Here is a 19,131-nt window from a genome sequence, read left to right on the forward strand (position 1 = left end):
TCGCATTAATCTCTGCCAATGTGAATGCACATGGCTATATGACTGCCCCTCAAGATTACGCTTATAGCTGCTCTGTGGGGTCAACAAGCAGTTCACAGCTTTGTAATGGCACCGTTAGTAATGAGAAAATGGGGATCCGTCAAGGTAATGCTGCAGGCGATCATAAAGCGGTTCTGATGGATGGAAAAATCTGTTCTGCATCAATGGGTGGTGCTTTTGATGTACTTGATGTTCCATCTTCTCAGCGTTATGTAACCAAGCTGAAGCGTAACGCTCAAGGACAAATTGACATTCAATATACAATCACTGCTGGTCACAAAACATGGTACTGGGATTACTTTGTTACTCGAGATGGTTTCAATCCAGATACCGATAAACTTACATGGGCTGATTTAGAGCGAATTGATGTCATTGACTCAAAAGGGGAGTTCCTTAATAGCAGGCAATATACCCATAAAGTAAAATGGCCGGCAGATAAAACGGGTAAGCGTATTTTGTTCCAGGTATGGCAGCGTCAAGACCCGTCGAATAAAAAGCATGATGTACTGGGTGCTCCTCGAGGAGATGTTTGGGATAGTCAGGAAGCTTTCTATAGCTGTGCAAATGTGATTGTTGATACCGGTGAGGGCGGAAGTGAACCACCTGTTGTTGAAGGCCCGTGGCAAGCAAGTGAGCCTTTTGCATCAGCACCAACAGTAGTTGATGTCGGCTATACCGTAATTGCCCGTATTATGGATAAGGGCACTGAACAATTTAAAATTCCTCTAAAAATCACGGCAGAGAATATTGTCAATGATAAGTGGAAAATTGAACTGGGACAGGAAATTAATAAAAATACTTCTATCAGTAAATTTGCCCAAGTAGGGGAAGTTAATTCAGATTACCAAGTGACGCTTAATGCTGAAGACCCAACCAAAAACTATATCCATTTTACGGGTAAAGAGTGGTCGCATCTGATTGAGAGTCAAAGTAATGAAACACCGGAAGTCAAATTTAGCATGAACTGGACAAATCATAAGGAAACTTATGAGTTTGCAGTGAATCAACCTTTATCAGTGCCTTTCTCTCTGAGCGTGACTGAGCAGGTACGTTTAATTGGCAAGTACAACTACACTGCCGTAGTGAAAGAGGTGGGCGCTGCAAATCAAGAACCCGTTCAGGTATTGAAGGGACCGGTTTCTGATAATGGTGTTTCTGAAAATATCACGGTGAAAAAACCGGGTACTTACAGTGTAAATGTCACGGTAACAAATGAAAAAGGTAAGTCTGAAAGCAATATGTACTCCTTTGGTGTGGTTGTTAATGACACCCCACCTGCAACCGGTGATTTTGACTATGTCTTCCCTGATGGACTAAAGAGTTATGTTGCAGGAACCAAAGTAAAAGGTTCTAACGGTAAGATTTATGAGTGTAAGCCATGGCCATACTCTGGCTATTGCCAGCAGTGGACTTCTAACAATAATGCATATGAACCAGGTGTCGGCTTTGCTTGGGAACAAGCGTGGACTCTTGTTAAGTAATATTTGTTACTGAATAAATAAATGACATTATGGCCACTGATTCAGTGGCCATTTTTTGATGAGATATAATGCCGTTACTCTTTTTGTTACTTTTTTCATCTTTTAGCGTATGTGCAAGTGCGCGTGTTGTACTGTCTGCGGAAGAGGAGTTGGGGCGATATCTGTTTAATGATGTCCGCTTATCCTCTTTAGGTAATCGAAGCTGTGCGGTATGCCACTCCTCGGATTTAGGCTGGACCAACCGCTTTAGCCGTACGCCTGATATCTCGGGGCATACGAATGGCCTGAATACGCCATCATTGCTGAATGTAGTCGATTATCCGCGCTTTACCCAAAGTACCCCTGATATTGTCGCGTTAGAGGCGGCGATTATTCGTCCGCTATTCTCGTCTTTCCCTGAAGAGATGGGGATGACTCCCGCGTTGTTGGTTCAACGCTTAGATCATGCTGGTGATCTCTATTTTCCGCTATTTAATGCCGCGTATCAGGATCAAAACATCACTGTTCAGCGCGCCATTGCCGCACTGACAAAGTATGTGGGTACGCTGCGGTCTACCGATACCCCTTGGCACAGATACCTTGCCGGAGATGCCCGCGCAATAACAAAAGATCAGCGTAAAGGCGCTGATCTTTTTTCCAGTACAACACTGGGTTGTAGCCAGTGTCATGGCGGTGAGCTGCTGAATCAACCGTCAACAAAGGTCGGGGCTTTTTATGCCAATACAGGGCTGTATGGGATAAAAGAGAGTTCTGGCTCTCGCCACTATCCCGTCGATTTTCAAGGTCTGAGCACGATTTCAGGTAATAAAAATGATGAGGGTAAATTTCGAATTCCCTCTTTGATTAATGTTACTGAAACCGGCCCTTGGGGGCATGATGGCAGTTTTTTGTCGCTCAGTTCGGTCTTGGATAGCTATGCTCGCGGTGGCAGGAAAATCACCTTAGGAAAAAATCAGGGAGACGGTGCATTACATGCCAATAAGCATCCTCTGATACAAGGCTTTGCCTTGTCTGTAGAGGATAAAAATGCCTTATTGGCTTTTTTTGACGCATTGAAAGTGCCTGATCCTAAAACGTATACCAACAAAGATTCCCCTTTTTGTCAGTCAGTAAAGTTAAAAAACAAAAATGATCCAGCAGGATGCATTCCCCCATACCAACATCGTCCGTAAACAGGAGATCTATTCATGCGCAGTACATTGTGTATTTTGTTAACCCTGATATTAAGCAGCCAATATGCATTGGCTCAGACCAGTAAAGATAAGAAGATCTCTGAAGCGAGAAATCAGTATTTCAGTAAAGATTACCAAAAAGCGTGCCAGATACAGCCGGAGAACTATGCCACTTATCCCAATACGCCTGATCAAGCAGCCCAAGTAGAGGTGACACTTGATAAAGGGTTTTCCCATCAATTTACCGCAACTGACCGTGAACACTATCTGCAAATTGCCACAATACATTGGGATGAGAAGTTTGTTGTGATGGTCAATGATGATGTCACGCTAGCGATTAAAGGCGGTGATATTGTCGGCGAAAACATTGAGAACTACTCATGCCCAGAGCAGGGAAGAAAAATCTACCATTTTAATACACATGAGTGGGCCAGTTATCTGATGACGATCACCGCAAAAGCAGGTGAAAAAGTCTGGTTAACCGTTTTACCTGAGAGTAATCAAACGCATAAAAAATAACAAATAGGGCAGAAAATAGGGTGTGGAGAGTGTTCACTGTTCGGCATTATCCATACCACTATTTTGCTTAAACTAGACTGAACGGTTCACGGCATTGTTGCCACTTGTCGGGGTTTTGTAACACCGTACTGATGTTGTGTTGCACCATTGGGGAAATGGGTCGAGAATATTAGCAGGTTAATCCGTTACGGCAGTACTGCTGTCTGACGGCTGTAGGTTTGGTGATTCAAACCCTCATCTTCGGATTTAAAGGCGATATTTATGCAAAATTTTACGCTCCATACCCCAACAAAAGTGCTGTTTGGTAAAGGACAAATTGCCCATTTGCGTAATGTTATTCCGGCAGATGCACGCGTTTTAATTACCTATGGTGGTGGCAGTGCCAAGCGTTCTGGCGTTCTAGATCAGGTGCATGCGGCACTGAGTGGTATGCATGTGCTGGAATTTGGTGGAATAGAGCCAAACCCCTCTTATGAAACACTGATGCAGGCTGTTGAATTTGTTCGTAATGAGAAAATTACCTTTTTGCTGGCTGTCGGGGGCGGTTCGGTGATTGATGGCACCAAATTTATTGCTGCTGCAGCCGATTATGTTGGTGAGCCGTGGCATATTATGCATACAGTGGGCAGTGATATTAAACAAGCCATCCCAATGGGCTCTGTACTGACACTGCCGGCAACCGGTTCTGAAATGAACATGGGCGCGGTGATCACCCGCCGCAGTACCGGTGATAAACAGCACTTTTTCTCACCGTTAGTGATGCCAAAATTTGCGGTGCTCGATCCTGAAATCACCTACACCCTGCCAGAGCGCCAGATTGCCAACGGCGTTGTTGATGCCTTTGTGCATACCGTTGAGCAATATCTGACCTATCCGGTTGATGCCAAAGTACAAGACCGCTTTGCCGAAGGCTTGTTGCAAACGTTGGTAGAAGAGGGCCCGCGTGCTCTGGTTGAGCCACAAAACTATGCTGTTCGCGCCAATATCATGTGGAGTGCGACAATGGCACTTAATGGTCTGATTGGTGCTGGCGTGCCGCAAGACTGGGCAACCCATATGCTAGGGCATGAGCTAACAGCCATGCACGGTATCGATCACGCCCAGACACTGGCGGTGATTTTGCCGGTACTGTTGCAGGAAAAACGCATCGCTAAACACGCGAAGCTATTGCAGTACGCAGAGCGTGTTTGGGGGATACATGAAGGCAGTGATGAACAGCGCATTGATGCTGCCATTGCCGCAACCCGCCAGTTCTTTGAACAGATGGGGCTAAAAACACATTTGCGGGATTACGGCCTTGATGGCAGCACCATTCCAGCTATGGTTGATAAGCTAAAAGAGCATGGTATGAGCAAGCTTGGTGAGCATAAAGATATCCGTTTAGAAGATAGCCGCCGGATTTACCAAGCAGCGCTGTAATGTTTAGGGCGTAACTTTATAGTACGGCTAGATAGTACGGCAACTTACAGGGCCGTTGTTTACAGCGCTATTGTTTACCAGTCAGTGATTTACTGGCCAGAGATTAATCCCAAATCACTGCCTGAAAAACAGCCTGAAAAAACAATTGCGCAATAAAAACATAACAAGCCAAAGGCTGGCTCACTGAGAGTAGTGAGTCAGCTCATGGCGACATGACTATCACTCTGTCACGAAAATTATTTTCTTCTTGGGTATTACACCTTTCAAAACGCGTAAAAATGCTCAAAAACACCTAAAATAGCGGAAACAGCGTCTTTCCCTGCGATGTTTTTTAAATCTGCTTCAGTAGCAATAGTCTATTTTCCCTTCACCTCTCTCATTTCTTCACTTTTTGCATACATATTGTTGTGGTATTTTGCAACAATAGTGCAGGTGAACTGTTTTTATCCTGTTAATTTATTTCTATCTTTTGTCAGCACCTGACCAGCATCAAGCCGAATAAAATGTAACGGCATTTACGGTGCTACTGTTGATTTTAACGGCATATATTCTAAGGATAGCGAGCATGGCAAACCGTACCCCTCTCTATGCACAGCACCTTGCCGCCGGTGGCAAAATGGTTGATTTTCATGGCTGGGATATGCCGTTACATTACGGGTCACAGTTGGAGGAGCATCATCATGTCCGCCGCAGTGCCGGTATGTTTGATGTTTCGCACATGACCATTGTTGACTTGCATGGCCCACAGTGTCGCCCATTTTTGCGCTATTTACTGGCCAATGATGTGGCAAAACTGACCCGTTCAGGAAAAGCGTTATACAGCGGCATGTTAAATGAACATGGTGGCGTGATTGACGATTTAATTGTCTATTTCCTGCAAGAGGATTTTTTCCGTTTAGTGGTAAATTCCGCCACCCGTGAGAAAGATTTAGCTTGGATTAGCCTGCAAGCGAAGGCCTATAACGTTGAGATCACTGAACGTGATGATCTGGCTATGCTTGCTGTGCAAGGCCCTGACGCTATCGCGCATGTTGCTGCTCTGCTGCCGACTGAGCAGCAAGCACAACTGACGGCAATGCCAGCCTTTTGGGGCCAACAATATGGTTCATGGTTTATTGCCACAACCGGATATACCGGTGAAAAGGGCGTTGAGATCTTAATCCCAAATACCGAAATTGATGCTCTCTGGCAGCAACTGTTGGCTCGTGGCGTACAACCGTGTGGATTGGGTGCGCGCGATACGCTGCGTCTTGAAGCTGGGATGAATCTGTATGGGCAGGATATGGATGAAACAGTCAGCCCGCTGGCCGCTAATATGGCATGGTGCGTAAGTTTGACACCGGAAAACCGTGACTTTATTGGTCGCCGAGCATTGATCACTCAGCAAGAGCAGGGGCATGAGCGGCTGGTCGGGCTGGTGATGCGGGAAAAAGGGGTGTTGCGTCACGGCCAGACAGTGCATTTTGTCGATAATCTGGGCATAGCCCAACAAGGCGTGATCACCAGTGGCAGTTTCTCACCAACATTAGGATACAGCATTGCATTAGCACGCGTGCCCGCCGGAATTGGTGCGCAGGCAGTTGTGTTGATTCGAAACCGAGAGATGCCAGTTACCGTCACCGCACCACAGTTTGTACGTCAGGGCAACGCGGTGATCGGCTAATGCACGGAATGATTTGCTAATACACAAAATATTGATGATAGGCGTTATCTTATTCTCTTTTCGTTAACCATGATTTTATTATCAAGCGTATAAAAGGATGTTCTCATGAGCCATATTCCCTCTGAATTACTGTATACCGGCACCCATGAGTGGGTTCGTGATGACGGTAATGGCTGCTACACCGTGGGTATTACTGACCATGCGCAGGCCCTGCTTGGCGATATGGTATTTATCGAGTTGCCCGATATTGGCAGTCAGGTTGATGCCGGTGATGATTGCGCTGTTGCCGAATCGGTCAAAGCGGCATCGGATATTTACTCTCCGCTGACCGGTGAAATCATTAGCGTTAACGAAGATCTGACCGATTCCCCTGACCGTGTCAACCATGACCCATACGGTGATGGCTGGCTGTTTCAGATGAAGCTGGATGACCCTGAAGAGCTTGATGAGCTGATGGATGCCGAAGGGTATCAGCAAATGGTCTCTGCCGATGATGAGGATGATGAAGAGTAATTCGCACCTCTGAGAGGCATGCGTTCTCTCGTTCACCGCCCCGATTGCTGCTGTGGCTTGCCACGGCAGCCTATCATTCTGACACCGCATTTTCAGGGATTCGATAATGACGTTTACGCTAACTTCGCTCGATGATTCTCAGGCATTTGTACGCCGCCATATCGGCCCTGATGCTGAACAGCAAAAGCAGATGCTTGCCGCACTCAAACTGCGCTCTTTAGATGAGCTCATTGAGCAGACTGTGCCTACTGATATCTTGTTGGCAACCGCGCCAGAAACAGTCAGTGCTGTGAATGAAAATCAGGCCTTGGCAGAGTTAAAAGTGCTGGCACAGCAGAACAAAATCTTTAAAAACTTTATCGGGATGGGATACACAGCAACCATCACCCCGCCGGTCATTCTGCGCAATGTGCTCGAAAATCCGGGGTGGTATACCGCCTATACGCCCTATCAGCCGGAAGTGTCACAGGGGCGCTTAGAAGCACTGCTCAATTTTCAGCAACTGACTCTTGATTTAACCGGATTAGATGTCGCTTCGGCCTCGCTGCTTGATGAGGCAACTGCCGCTGCTGAAGCGATGGCAATGAGTGCCCGTTTAAGTAAGCGTAAAGGTGCAAATCGCTTTTTTGTGTCGGCAGACACCCATCCGCAAACGCTTGATGTACTTAAAACGCGTGCCGAAGGTTTTGGGTTTACCTTAACCATTGGCGCTTTGGCTGAAACCGAGCAGTACGATGATCTGTTTGGTGTGTTGGTTCAATATCCTACTTCAAGTGGCAATATTGCCGATTATCGTGAGCAGTTTGCCCGCTGGCAGGCACAAAATATCATCATCAGTGTGGCAGCCGATATGCTGGCGCTGGTGCTGCTTGAATCTCCGGGGGCGTTGGGGGCGGATATTGTCTTCGGATCGGCCCAGCGTTTTGGCGTACCGATGGGCTATGGCGGCCCACATGCCGCGTTTTTTGCTACACGTGATAGTTTTAAACGCGCGATGCCTGGCAGAGTCATTGGCGTGTCGCGCGATGCGCGCGGCAATACTGCACTGCGCATGGCCATGCAGACTCGCGAGCAACATATTCGGCGTGAAAAAGCCAACTCAAACATCTGTACCTCACAAGTGTTGCTGGCGAATATGGCTGGGTTTTATGCTGTTTACCACGGTGCGCACGGGCTGCAACGGATTGCCCGCCGGATACACCGCTTGACCACGCTACTGGCACACGCCCTTATCCAACAAGGCTATGTATTACGGCATCAACACTGGTTTGATACGCTGGTGGTAGAGTGTGCCGATGCACCACAGATACTGGCTCGGGCGTATGCCCAACAGGTGAATTTACGGGCTGATTTACCGCAGGCTATCGGTATTACGCTCGATGAAACCAGTACGTCACAAGATATTCAACTGCTCTGCCGGATTATCACCGGAAACAACACACTGGATCTGGATATTGATACGCTGGATCAACAACTGACGCCGTCAGATGCGCGGTTGTTACTGCCACGCAGCACCCCTATTTTGACTCATCCGGTGTTTTCACGTTACCACAGTGAAACCGACATGCTGCGCTATATTCACCGCTTAGAACGCAAAGACTTGGCGCTTAATCAGGCGATGATCCCGCTCGGCTCTTGCACCATGAAACTCAATGCCACGGCAGAGATGATCCCCGTGACATGGCCAGAATTTGCCGCCTTGCACCCGTTTTGCCCACCAGATCAGGCGCAGGGTTATCAGCAGATGATTGGCCAGTTATCACGCTGGCTGATAACGCTGACCGGTTATGATGCACTTTGCATGCAGCCGAATTCGGGTGCACAGGGCGAGTATGCCGGATTGGTTGCCATCCGCCGTTATCTGAATGCACAAGGGCAGCCGCAGCGTAATGTTTGCCTGATCCCAAGTTCTGCGCACGGCACCAATCCGGCTTCAGCGCAGATGGTTGGCATGGAAGTGCTGGTTGTTGCCTGTGATAAGCAGGGCAATATTGATCTGGCCGATTTGCGCGGTAAGGCCGAGCAGGTAGCCGAGCGATTGGCCTGCATTATGGTGACTTATCCTTCAACGCATGGCGTGTATGAAGAGACGATCCGCGAAGCATGCCAAATTGTGCATGGGTTTGGCGGGCAGGTTTATCTCGATGGTGCGAACATGAATGCACAAGTCGGGTTGACCACTCCCGGTTATATTGGTGCTGATGTCTCACACCTTAATTTGCATAAAACGTTTTGCATTCCACACGGCGGTGGCGGCCCAGGAATGGGGCCGATAGGGGTTAAGGCGCACCTTGCACCCTTTGTGCCCGGCCACAGTGTTATCCAACTTGATGGCATGGTGAATGCCACCAGTGCAGTCTCTGCCGCGCCGTTTGGTTCGGCCTCTATCCTGCCCATTAGTTGGATGTATATCCGCATGATGGGCTCTTTAGGGCTGCGCTATGCCACCGAAGTGGCGATTTTGAATGCCAACTATATTGCCGAGCGTTTAAGTTCGGCTTACAAAGTACTCTATACCGGCCGTTACGGGCGGGTGGCCCATGAGTGTATTTTGGATATTCGTCCGCTGAAAGAGCAGTCGGGTATCACCGAAATGGACATTGCCAAGCGGCTAATTGATTACGGTTTTCATGCTCCGACAATGTCATTTCCGGTTGCCGGTACACTGATGGTCGAGCCGACAGAGTCAGAGTCACAGGCCGAGCTTGATCGTTTTATTGAGGCGATGTTGTCGATTCGCCATGAAATTGCACTGGTTGAGCAAGGGGTGTGGCCGCGTACTGATAATCCACTGGTGAATGCACCGCATACACAAGATGATGTGATTGATGACACATGGTTGCACCCCTATTCACGTCAGCAGGCAGCATTCCCGACAGAGCAGGTGCGTGCGAATAAATATTGGCCAAGCGTAAAGCGTTTGGATGATGTTTACGGGGATAGAAACCTGTTTTGTGCCTGTGTTCCGCTGGCTGAATATAGTGATAACACGCAGTAACTGCGTATAGCCTTGTTCTTTTAGTCTCGGCAATGTTGCAATGTGGGGCGGTTATTTTTGCCCCTTTTGCTGCGCTCAGAGTACACTAGGGGGATCTATAACCGTAAGTCAGCCTGCGTTTGTTTACAGGAGACCGTATGTACTGTCCCTTTTGTTCTGCAGTGGATACCAAAGTGATCGATTCACGGCTGGTGACAGATGGCACACAAGTTCGTCGCCGTCGCCAATGCCTAGAGTGCAATGAGCGTTTTACCACCTTTGAAATGGCCGAATTGGTGATGCCAAGGGTGATCAAAAGCAATGAAACCCGTGAGCCGTTTAACGAAGATAAACTGCGCCACGGAATGCTCAAGGCGCTGGAGAAGCGTCCGGTCAGTGCCGATGATGTCGAAAAAGCATTGAACCACATCAAAAGCCGTTTGCGTGCAACCGGTGAGCGCGAAGTTCCGGCAAAAATGGTCGGTAGCTTGGTGATGGATGCTTTAAAACAGCTCGATAAAGTGGCGTATATCCGTTTTGCCTCAGTCTATCGCAGCTTTGAAGATATCCGTGAATTTGGTGAAGAGATTGCCCGTTTGCAAGATTAAAAGACCGCCGGAAGGCGGTTTTTTTATGACAGCTATTTTATATGAACGGGTAACAAATTTGATATATGTGACTTCATACAGTACTCTTTATCGCCTGAGCGTAAAGGGAGAGAACCCTCAAATTAAGTATTAGTTTGTGCTGTAAAAGAGGTCAAATCTCAATGAGATTACGAAAAAAACGTATAAAACCGCTACAAATTCAAGATATTACGATAATCGATGATGCTAAATTAAAAAAGGCAATTACTGCGGCTGCATTAGGTAATGCAATGGAGTGGTTTGACTTTGGGGTGTATGGTTTTGTTGCATATGCACTCGGTCAGGTCTTTTTTCCGGGTGCCGCGCCTGGTCTGCAAGTTATCGCCGCATTGGCGACATTTTCTGTTCCTTTCCTTGTTCGTCCGTTGGGCGGCGTATTTTTTGGTGCATTGGGTGATAAGTTTGGCCGGCAAAAGGTACTGGCTGTTACGATCATCATCATGTCAATCAGCACCTTTTGTATTGGCTTGATCCCTTCCTATGCCACTATTGGTATCTGGGCACCGATTTTGTTGTTACTGGCTAAATTAGTGCAGGGTTTCTCTGTTGGCGGAGAGTATTCCGGCGCGGCGATTTTTGTGGCTGAGTATTCGCCAGATAAAAAACGCGGCTTCATGGGCAGTTGGCTCGATTTTGGCTCTATTGCCGGATTTGTTGCCGGAGCCGGTGTCGTTGTTTTGATCTCAGCTTGTGTGGGCGAGAAGAACTTTCTTGATTGGGGCTGGCGTTTACCGTTTTTCCTTGCCTTGCCGCTCGGCGTAATTGGTCTGTATCTGCGCCATGCGCTGGATGAAACCCCGGCATTCCAGCAGCACACTGAAAAGCTCGAGCAGCAACACGCTCAGCAACAGTTGGTTGCCGCACAAAATGGCTCACCGCTCAGCGCGATGGCCGAGCCAAAACGCGTGCCATTTCGTGAAATAGCAACTAAGCATTGGAAAAGTCTGTTGACCTGTGTCGGTATCGTGATTACTACGAACGTGACTTACTACATGCTTCTCACCTATATGCCGAGTTATCTTTCACATAATCTTCACTATTCAGAAGATCATGGCATACTGATTATTATTGCGATTATGATTGGCATGTTGTTTGTACAGCCGATTATTGGGCTGCTCAGTGATAAGTTTGGTCGAAAGCCATTTATTTTAGGCGGAAGCATCGGGTTATTACTGCTCTCTGTGCCCTGTTTTATGCTGATCAACAGTAACCAAATTGCACTGATTTTTATCGGTTTACTGATTTTGGCGGTATTGCTGAATGCGTTTACCGGTGTGATGGCATCGACACTGCCAGCCATGTTTCCAACCGAGATCCGTTACAGTGCTTTGGCCATTGCGTTTAATATCTCGGTATTGATTGCCGGTTTAACGCCTACCATAGTGGCATGGTTGGTGGATATGACGCACAACCTGTATGTGCCCGCATATTATCTGATGGTGATTGCTGTGATCGGGTTGGTGACCGGTATTTTGATGAAAGAGACCGCCAATAAACCTCTTAAAGGTGCAACGCCCGCGGCATCAGATAGAAAAGAGGCAAAAGAGTTGCTGCAAGAGCAATACGATACTATCGAACAAAAAATTGATGCAATTAATGAGCAATTGGCTGATTTAGACGCACAAAAACAGCGTCTGGTTGCCCAGCATCCGACCATTGATTGATAGGCATTACCGTTTCACGCTGTTCAAGTAACATGTGTTCAGTGCCATGACCCGTATTGGCTTCGCGGTTTGTGTAAACCGACAGGCATAGCCAATACGGGCCACGGCAATGCAAAGGTATACTGCCACGGGGGTGTTTTCCTTTATGTTCAGAATAATGAAAACAACTGCCGATATTGCAGTAAAATATCACAACAGATTTCAGAGACAGCCTGCACAATGAACGATTCAGCGCGCGATCTTCACTACATGGCCCGAGCCATTGAATTGGCAAAAAAGGGGCGATTTACAACAGCACCGAATCCGAATGTGGGCTGTGTCATTGTTAATGATGGCCAGATTGTCGGCGAAGGGTATCACTACCGCGCCGGAGAAGGGCATGCAGAAGTGCATGCGCTGCGCATGGCCAAAGAGCGCGCACGCGGTGCAACCGCCTATGTGACGCTTGAGCCTTGTAGCCATTATGGTCGAACACCGCCTTGTGCAGATGCACTGATTCAGTCTGGTGTTCGACGTGTTGTGGCCGCGATGCAAGATCCAAATCCGGAAGTTGCTGGCCGAGGTTTGTACAAATTACAACAAGCCGGTATAGAGGTTGAGCATGGTGTATTGATGGCGGAAGCAGAAGCCCTGAATAAAGGCTTTCTTAAACGCATGCGCACCGGATTCCCTTATATCCAAGTTAAAATGGCCGCCTCACTTGATGGTCGCACCGCCATGGCATCTGGCGAAAGCCAGTGGATTACCGGCTTAGAAGCGCGGCGCGATGTGCAAAATTTTCGTGCGCAAGCGGGCGCTATTTTGACCGGCAGCGGTACGGTGTTGGCTGATAACCCTTCGCTGAATGTGCGCTGGTCAGAGCTTGATGCAAAAATACAGCAGATCTATCCGGTAGAAAATTTGCGCCAACCGCTGCGCGTGGTGGTGGATAGCCGTAATCAGGTGACGCCGCAGCATCAGTTAGTTTCACTCGATGGGTCGGTCTGTTTAGCCCGCACCTCTGTAACGGCAGAAACCGAGTGGCCTGATAACGTGCAACAACTAAAAATTCCGGCCAACAGTACAGGTCGAGTTGATCTGGTTACTTTAATGCTTTTACTGGGGCGTCAGCAGATTAACCATGTTTGGGTGGAAGCTGGGCCTGCTTTAGTCGGCGCGCTGTTTGAAGCTGGACTGGTTGATGAGTTGGTTGTGTATGTCGCACCGATGTTGCTGGGTGATGCAGCCAAAGGGCTGTGTCATTTACCGGGTCTGACCCGTTTGGCACAAGCCCCGCGTTTTACATTCACTGATGTACAACCCGTTGGGCATGATCTGCGTTTGATTTTGACACCCCGTTATTAAAAATAAACGGGGTTTTGCATAATGGATTTTGTAGCAGACCGCATGCCCAAATATGGGCTGTTTTTAGACAGGTAATATGCATGTTTACAGGAATTGTAGAAGCGGTTGGTACACTGGCTGCACTGACACCTCAAGGTGATGATATCAGCGTCACCGTAAACAGTGGTAAACTGGATTTATCTGATGTGCGTTTAGGTGACAGTATCGCCACCAACGGCATCTGCCTGACAGTTGTCCGTCTACTGGAAAACGGCTATCAAGCGGATTTATCGCTAGAAACACTGCAACGTACCGCATTTGCCAACTATCAAACGGGGCAATCGCTTAATCTGGAGAAAGCGTTAACGCTCAATACGCGTTTAGGTGGCCATCTTGTTAGCGGGCATGTTGATGGTGTTGCAACGATTGTTTCACGTGCAACCGTAGGGCGAGCCATTGAGTTTTGGCTGCAAGTTCCCGTTGCGCTGGCGCGTTATATCGTGCAAAAAGGCTCAGTGACACTTGATGGAATCAGCTTAACGGTCAATGCAGTTGACGGTGATCGTTTTAAAATCACGCTGGTACCTCATACGCAATTAGAAACAACCACGCATGCATGGCAGGCGGGCAGTAAAATTAATCTGGAAGTGGATATGCTAGCCCGTTACCTTGAGCGCTTAATGCTCGGTGACAACGCAGCGAACAGCAACGCTTCCTCATCTGCGCCGAATGGAATTAGCATGGACTTGCTGGCTCGCAGCGGTTTTCTGCGCTAACAGGCATTATTGTGCTCATTTTGTTTATAAAATGGGCGAATCTGTCGAGTGTGGTTGAGCAAGCTCTGCACACTGGCTAATACTGTGATAGAATCCGGCGCCTTATCGTCAGCCGGAATGAGCAACAGGAAGGATCATGAAGGTAATTGAAGGCTTAGTTGCTGCACCCAATGCTCGTGTAGCCATTGTGATTGCACGTTTTAACAGTTTTATTAATGAAAGCCTGTTAGATGGTGCTGTAGATGCACTAAAACGCATCGGTCAGGTTGCAGATGATAACATCACACTAGTTCGTGCGCCGGGCGCATATGAACTGCCACTGGTTGCCCGCCGTTTGGCGAAAAGTGGTAACTATGATGCGATTATTGCACTGGGTACCGTGATCCGTGGTGGCACAGCACATTTTGAATATGTTGCTGGTGAGTGTAGCAAAGGCTTAGCTCAGGTCATGATGGAGTCTGATATTCCGGTTGCTTTCGGTGTGCTGACGACAGAAACCATTGAACAAGCCATTGATCGTGCCGGCACGAAAGCCGGTAACAAGGGTGCAGAAGCTGCTCTGACTGCGCTGGAAATGGTTAACGTATTGAATGCAATTTAAAATCCTGAGGGGAAAAGCGTGAAACCCGCCATGAAACCAGCTGAACGTCGTCGTGCTCGCCAATGTGCTGTACAAGCCATTTATTCCTGGCAGATTTCCAAGAACGATGTTGCCGATGTAGAGTTACAGTTCCTGACGGATCAGGATGTTAAAGGCACGGATATTGCCTATTTCCGCGATCTATTGGTCGGTGTGGCACTGCATCACGAAGAGTTGGATCGTGTGATGGCTCCGCATGTTTCCCGCCCAGTTGATGAGTTAGACCCGATTGAAAAAGCTATTTTGCGCTTGTCTGTTTACGAGATGACAAAGCGTCAAGATGTGCCATACAAAGTGGTGATCAACGAATCAATTGAGTTGGCCAAGATGTTCGGCGCTGAAGACAGCCACAAGTTTGTCAACGGTGTGCTGGATAAGCTAGCGCCACGGGTTCGTAAATAATCCTGAGAAGGCCGGCTTTGCCGGCCTTTTTTTTATTCCAACGATATACTGTAATTTAATTATGGCTTGTGGTGAATTTGAACTGATTGCGCGTTATTTCACGCGTGATCGAGCATCGCGCAAAGATGTTCAACTCAGTATTGGTGATGATTGCGCCCTGATGACACTGGCAGAGAATCAGCAATTGGCAGTCAGTACTGACACGCTGGTCTGCGGAACGCATTTTCTGCCTGATATTAACCCTGCTGATTTGGGGCATAAAGCGCTGGCAGTCAATCTCAGTGATTTGGCTGCAATGGGGGCAACCCCAGCTTGGCTTTCACTGGCGATAACCCTTCCCGCGGTACAAGAGGCATGGCTGGCTGCATTTAGCCAAAGTATGTTTGCCTTAGCCGATTACTACAGCCTGCAATTGGTGGGTGGCGATACCACCAAAGGCCCGCTGAGCTTGACGCTTACCGTACACGGACAAGTGCCTTATGGCAAAGCGCTGACTCGCAGTGGGGCAAATGCTGGTGACTGGATTTATGTCACCGGAACTCTCGGTGACAGTGCTGCCGGTTTAGCTATCTTACTCAAGCAGTTACAGCTTGATAAACCAGAACAGGCCGCCGTTAAACACACTTTACTTGCTCGCCATTTGCGGCCAACCCCGCGAATTTTGGTCGGGCAGGCACTGGTGGGTATTGCTTCTGCGTGTTTGGACTTGTCTGACGGGTTAGCATCTGATTTGCGGCATATTTTAAACCGCAGTACCTGTGGGGCGAAGGTTGAGCTTGATAAACTCCCGCTCTCTAAAGAGTTGCTGGCCGTGGTTTCACCTGAACAGGCGGTGACTTGGGCAATTAGCGGTGGAGAAGATTACGAATTATGCTTTACTGTACCGGAAGTTAATCGCGGTCGTCTGGTTTCGGCACTGGCCAATGTGGGGGTGAGCTACACCTGTATCGGGCAGATATCTGGTCAGGTAGGCAAGCTTGAGTTTACCCAGAACGGTCAGCCAGTTGATATCAGTGCGCGCGGCTTTGATCATTTCGGAGAGAGTAATGCGTGAGGGAATCGATAAAATTCGGCTGAGTAATCCGGTGCATTTTCTGGCTGTCGGGTTTGGTAGTGGGTTATCACCTGTTGTACCCGGTACGATGGGAACACTGGCTGCGTTGCCGGTATGGTGGCTGTTGTCTCACCTGTCGCTGCCTGTGTATCTGTTACTGACGGTGCTGGCTTTTGTGCTGGGCGTGTATCTGTGCGGAAAAACAGCCGATGATATGCAGGTACACGATAGCGGTGCAATTGTGTGGGATGAGTTTGTCGGCCTGTTTATTACCCTGCTGGCACTGCCCGCGATGACATGGCAATGGGTGCTGACCGGTTTTGTGCTGTTCCGTTTTTTCGATATGCTCAAACCTTGGCCAATTCGCTGGTTTGATCAGAAAGTGGACGGCGGTTTTGGCATCATGATTGATGATGTGATCGCCGGGATTATTGCTGCCGCATGTTTATGGCTAAGCCATCAATGGTGGGGATAACTCTGCAACACGGGGTTTTGTTGTGACTCATGTGTTGTGAGCCAATTTTTGCATAAATGTCGGCACAAGCAGATAAAAGTAAACTTTTCACCTGTTTGTGCCGGTTTTCTGTGCTAATGGTTTTTATACCGTCTACATTTATTGTAGCTTTTGCTGATATATCGTGATTTGCTGCACAATACCGTCTGCATCCAGCCCGATATCGTGGCGGATCTCATCTTGCGTACCTTGCGGTACAAACAGATCCGGCAGGCCGATATTTAATACCGGTTTACAACGTGCTGATGACATTAGCGCTTCATTTACCGCGCTACCTGCACCGCCCATGACCGCATTCTCTTCAACTGTGACCAGCAGATCGTGCGTATCGGCCAACTGAGTGACGAGCTGGTGGTCGAGTGGTTTGACAAAACGCATATCAGCAACGGTGGCATTGAGCATTTCCGCCGCCTGCATCACCTCTGGCAGTAACGTACCAAAATTCAGAATCGCTGTTTTTGGTGTCGCAGTGTGAGTATCGGCACTGATTTCACGTAGGATACGGCCTTTACCGAGCGTGAGTTCTGCTAGCGGTTGCAAGGTTGCCCCCGTGCCACTTCCACGCGGATAGCGCACCGCAGACGGCCCGTTGTGTCGGTAGCCGGTATAGAGCATCTGGCGGCACTCATCTTCATCACTCGGCGTCATGATCACCATATTCGGGATACAGCGTAAGAACGAGAGATCAAATGCCCCCTGATGAGTCTGCCCATCAGCCCCGACAATACCGCCACGATCAATGGCAAACATCACCGGCAGGTTCTGAATTGCGACATCATGAATCAGCTGATCATAACCACGCTGTAGGAAGCTGGAATAAATCGCCACGACCGGCTTATAACCACCAATAGCCAAACCTGCTGCAAATGTCACCGCATGCTGTTCGGCAATGGCTACATCAAAATATTGCTTGGGAAACTCTTTAGAGAAGCGCACCATTCCCGAGCCTTCACGCATTGCAGGGGTAATGGCCACCAATTGCGGATCTTTGGCTGCAACATCACACAGCCAGTTGCCAAAAATGGTTGAGTAGCTTGGTAAGCCACCGGTGCTTTTTGGCAGCGAATCTTGGGTTGGATCAAATTTTGGCACGCCATGATAACCAATCGGATCTTTCTCCGCTGGTGCATAACCTTTGCCTTTTTTGGTCATAATATGCAGCAGTTGTGGACCTTTTAAGCTGCGCATATTTTTCAGTGTACGGGTCAGCTCTTCTACATTGTGCCCGTCAATCGGGCCGATATAGTTGAAACCAAGCTCTTCAAACAGCGTTCCCGGTACAACCATCCCTTTAATGTGCTCTTCTGTACGCTTGAGCAACTCTTTAATCGGGGGAAGGCCTGCCAGTACTTTTTTACCGCCTTCGCGGATAGAGGAGTATAGGCTGCCCGAGAGTACCCGTGCCAGATGGTTGTTGAGTGCGCCGACATTTTCTGAAATCGACATCTCATTATCATTGAGGATGACCAGCATATCTGGGTGTACATCACCAGCATGGTTCATTGCCTCAAATGCCATACCGGCAGTCATTGCACCATCACCGATCACCGAGACCACTTTACGGCCCTTCGCTTCGCGCTCGGCGGCAACAGCCAGACCCAGCGCAGCGCTGATAGAGGTAGAGGAGTGCCCAACCGACAGCACATCAAACTCACTCTCCTCCCGCCAAGGGAAGGGGTGCAGCCCGCCTTTTTGCCGGATAGTTGGCATCCGCTCACGGCGGCCGGTAAGAATTTTATGTGGATAAGCCTGATGCCCCACATCCCAAATAAGGTGATCAAAAGGGGTGTTATACACATAGTGCAGGGCGACAGTCAGCTCAACAGTACCCAAACCAGATGCCAAATGGCCACTGGTACGGCTGACGGAATTGAGTAGATACTGGCGCAACTCATCGCACAACTGAGGTAAGTTGTCTTTTGGGATCAGGCGTAAGTCTTCTGGCGTATTTACCAACGCCAACATCGGGTATTTAGCAATATCAAGATTCATCACAAACTCGCGTTGCGCTTTAAGGTTTTATTTGTCGCGCTCAATGATGTAACTGGCGAGAGCTTCCAGTGCTCTGGTATTGTACGGCAGAGTTTGCAATGCGCCTAAAGCTTCTTGGTATAACTCCTGCGCTTTTGCCTGTGCGCCTGCGATGCCAAGCAGGGCAGGATAGGTACTTTTACCCAGTTCAATGTCTGCGCCCTGACGTTTTCCTATCACATGGGTATCACCGATAACATCTAAAATGTCATCTTGCACTTGAAACGCCAGCCCGATGGCATTGGCGTAGCGATCAAGTGCTGGCAGTGCTGCATAGCCGCGCGAACCGGCGGCCAG

The 19,131-nt window shown here is 48.5% G+C and carries 17 protein-coding genes; 15 read left to right on the plus strand and 2 right to left on the minus strand.

Features of this window, described 5'->3' with window-relative positions; genetic code table 11:
- The 15 genes from ACRC27_RS06845 to pgpA form a co-directional block, all read left to right on the plus strand.
- Positions 1-1,520, plus strand: a 1,520-nt coding sequence (locus ACRC27_RS06845; RefSeq protein WP_438639497.1) for a lytic polysaccharide monooxygenase, incomplete at its 5' end; no start/stop codon positions are given.
- Positions 1,521-1,588: 68 nt separating this feature from the next.
- Positions 1,589-2,692, plus strand: a complete 1,104-nt coding sequence (locus ACRC27_RS06850) for a cytochrome-c peroxidase (RefSeq protein ID WP_438639498.1) — start codon at positions 1,589-1,591, stop codon at positions 2,690-2,692.
- 15 nt (positions 2,693-2,707) lie between these two features.
- Positions 2,708-3,211: a hypothetical protein gene (locus tag ACRC27_RS06855; protein WP_438630855.1), complete on the plus strand. Its 504-nt coding sequence runs from the start codon at positions 2,708-2,710 to the stop codon at positions 3,209-3,211.
- A gap of 261 nt (positions 3,212-3,472) precedes the next feature.
- On the plus strand, positions 3,473-4,630 hold the full coding sequence (gene yqhD / locus ACRC27_RS06860) for an alcohol dehydrogenase (protein ID WP_438639499.1): 1,158 nt from the start codon (positions 3,473-3,475) through the stop codon (positions 4,628-4,630).
- Between the two features lie 565 nt (positions 4,631-5,195).
- Positions 5,196-6,293 carry a glycine cleavage system aminomethyltransferase GcvT gene (gene gcvT, locus ACRC27_RS06865; protein WP_438639500.1) on the plus strand — a complete coding sequence of 366 codons (1,098 nt, stop codon included), beginning with the start codon at positions 5,196-5,198 and terminating at the stop codon, positions 6,291-6,293.
- Positions 6,294-6,398: 105 nt separating this feature from the next.
- Positions 6,399-6,806 carry a glycine cleavage system protein GcvH gene (gene gcvH / locus ACRC27_RS06870; RefSeq protein WP_438623722.1) on the plus strand — a complete coding sequence of 136 codons (408 nt, stop codon included), beginning with the start codon at positions 6,399-6,401 and terminating at the stop codon, positions 6,804-6,806.
- A 106-nt stretch (positions 6,807-6,912) separates the two neighbouring features.
- Complete coding sequence (gene gcvP / locus ACRC27_RS06875; RefSeq protein WP_438639501.1) at positions 6,913-9,804, plus strand: aminomethyl-transferring glycine dehydrogenase; 2,892 nt, start codon at positions 6,913-6,915, stop codon at positions 9,802-9,804.
- Between the two features lie 137 nt (positions 9,805-9,941).
- The gene (nrdR, locus tag ACRC27_RS06880; RefSeq protein ID WP_438623724.1) at positions 9,942-10,391 is read left to right on the plus strand and encodes a transcriptional regulator NrdR; all 450 of its coding nucleotides are present in this window, start codon (positions 9,942-9,944) and stop codon (positions 10,389-10,391) included.
- Between the two features lie 161 nt (positions 10,392-10,552).
- Entirely contained in the window at positions 10,553-12,094 is a 1,542-nt protein-coding gene (gene proP / locus ACRC27_RS06885; RefSeq protein WP_438623725.1) for a glycine betaine/L-proline transporter ProP, read from the plus strand.
- A 219-nt stretch (positions 12,095-12,313) separates the two neighbouring features.
- The gene (gene ribD / locus ACRC27_RS06890) at positions 12,314-13,438 is read left to right on the plus strand and encodes a bifunctional diaminohydroxyphosphoribosylaminopyrimidine deaminase/5-amino-6-(5-phosphoribosylamino)uracil reductase RibD (RefSeq protein WP_438629173.1); all 1,125 of its coding nucleotides are present in this window, start codon (positions 12,314-12,316) and stop codon (positions 13,436-13,438) included.
- A gap of 80 nt (positions 13,439-13,518) precedes the next feature.
- Entirely contained in the window at positions 13,519-14,193 is a 675-nt protein-coding gene (locus ACRC27_RS06895; RefSeq protein WP_438639502.1) for a riboflavin synthase, read from the plus strand.
- A 136-nt stretch (positions 14,194-14,329) separates the two neighbouring features.
- Entirely contained in the window at positions 14,330-14,794 is a 465-nt protein-coding gene (ribH, locus tag ACRC27_RS06900) for a 6,7-dimethyl-8-ribityllumazine synthase (protein ID WP_438623728.1), read from the plus strand.
- A 30-nt stretch (positions 14,795-14,824) separates the two neighbouring features.
- Positions 14,825-15,235 (plus strand): transcription antitermination factor NusB, encoded by a 411-nt coding sequence (gene nusB, locus ACRC27_RS06905; protein ID WP_438623729.1) that lies wholly within the window; start codon positions 14,825-14,827, stop codon positions 15,233-15,235.
- Positions 15,236-15,296: 61 nt separating this feature from the next.
- Complete coding sequence (gene thiL / locus ACRC27_RS06910) at positions 15,297-16,289, plus strand: thiamine-phosphate kinase (protein WP_438639503.1); 993 nt, start codon at positions 15,297-15,299, stop codon at positions 16,287-16,289.
- A complete protein-coding gene (gene pgpA / locus ACRC27_RS06915; RefSeq protein ID WP_438623731.1) occupies positions 16,282-16,764 on the plus strand; it encodes a phosphatidylglycerophosphatase A in 483 nt (160 codons plus the stop codon). The genes thiL and pgpA overlap by 8 nt, the downstream gene beginning before the upstream one ends.
- Positions 16,765-16,902: 138 nt before the next feature.
- On the opposite strand, the gene dxs is transcribed toward pgpA, so the two are convergent.
- The gene (gene dxs, locus ACRC27_RS06920) at positions 16,903-18,795 is read right to left on the minus strand and encodes a 1-deoxy-D-xylulose-5-phosphate synthase (RefSeq protein WP_438639504.1); all 1,893 of its coding nucleotides are present in this window, start codon (positions 18,793-18,795) and stop codon (positions 16,903-16,905) included.
- Positions 18,796-18,822: 27 nt separating this feature from the next.
- Positions 18,823-19,131 (minus strand): polyprenyl synthetase family protein (locus ACRC27_RS06925; RefSeq protein WP_438639505.1); only part of this gene is annotated, 309 nt, incomplete at its 5' end.

Source organism: Plesiomonas sp., from assembly GCF_051650925.1.
In the GTDB taxonomy this organism is placed as follows: Bacteria; Pseudomonadota; Gammaproteobacteria; order Enterobacterales; family CAMTGL01; genus Plesiomonas.

Excerpts from the sequence above, each read along its gene's own strand:
- pgpA (WP_438623731.1), top strand. The coding sequence starts at position 16,282 with ATGCGTGAGGGAATCGATAAAATTCGGCTGAGTAATCCGGTGCATTTT.
- ACRC27_RS06855 (WP_438630855.1), top strand. The coding sequence starts at position 2,708 with ATGCGCAGTACATTGTGTATTTTGTTAACCCTGATATTAAGCAGCCAA.
- ACRC27_RS06850 (WP_438639498.1), top strand. The coding sequence starts at position 1,589 with ATGCCGTTACTCTTTTTGTTACTTTTTTCATCTTTTAGCGTATGTGCA.
- ACRC27_RS06895 (WP_438639502.1), top strand. The coding sequence starts at position 13,519 with ATGTTTACAGGAATTGTAGAAGCGGTTGGTACACTGGCTGCACTGACA.
- nusB (WP_438623729.1), top strand. The coding sequence starts at position 14,825 with ATGAAACCAGCTGAACGTCGTCGTGCTCGCCAATGTGCTGTACAAGCC.
- nrdR (WP_438623724.1), top strand. The coding sequence starts at position 9,942 with ATGTACTGTCCCTTTTGTTCTGCAGTGGATACCAAAGTGATCGATTCA.
- gcvT (WP_438639500.1), top strand. The coding sequence starts at position 5,196 with ATGGCAAACCGTACCCCTCTCTATGCACAGCACCTTGCCGCCGGTGGC.
- thiL (WP_438639503.1), top strand. The coding sequence starts at position 15,297 with ATGGCTTGTGGTGAATTTGAACTGATTGCGCGTTATTTCACGCGTGAT.
- gcvP (WP_438639501.1), top strand. The coding sequence starts at position 6,913 with ATGACGTTTACGCTAACTTCGCTCGATGATTCTCAGGCATTTGTACGC.
- proP (WP_438623725.1), top strand. The coding sequence starts at position 10,553 with ATGAGATTACGAAAAAAACGTATAAAACCGCTACAAATTCAAGATATT.
- ribD (WP_438629173.1), top strand. The coding sequence starts at position 12,314 with ATGAACGATTCAGCGCGCGATCTTCACTACATGGCCCGAGCCATTGAA.
- ribH (WP_438623728.1), top strand. The coding sequence starts at position 14,330 with ATGAAGGTAATTGAAGGCTTAGTTGCTGCACCCAATGCTCGTGTAGCC.
- dxs (WP_438639504.1), bottom strand. The coding sequence starts at position 18,795 with ATGAATCTTGATATTGCTAAATACCCGATGTTGGCGTTGGTAAATACG.
- yqhD (WP_438639499.1), top strand. The coding sequence starts at position 3,473 with ATGCAAAATTTTACGCTCCATACCCCAACAAAAGTGCTGTTTGGTAAA.
- gcvH (WP_438623722.1), top strand. The coding sequence starts at position 6,399 with ATGAGCCATATTCCCTCTGAATTACTGTATACCGGCACCCATGAGTGG.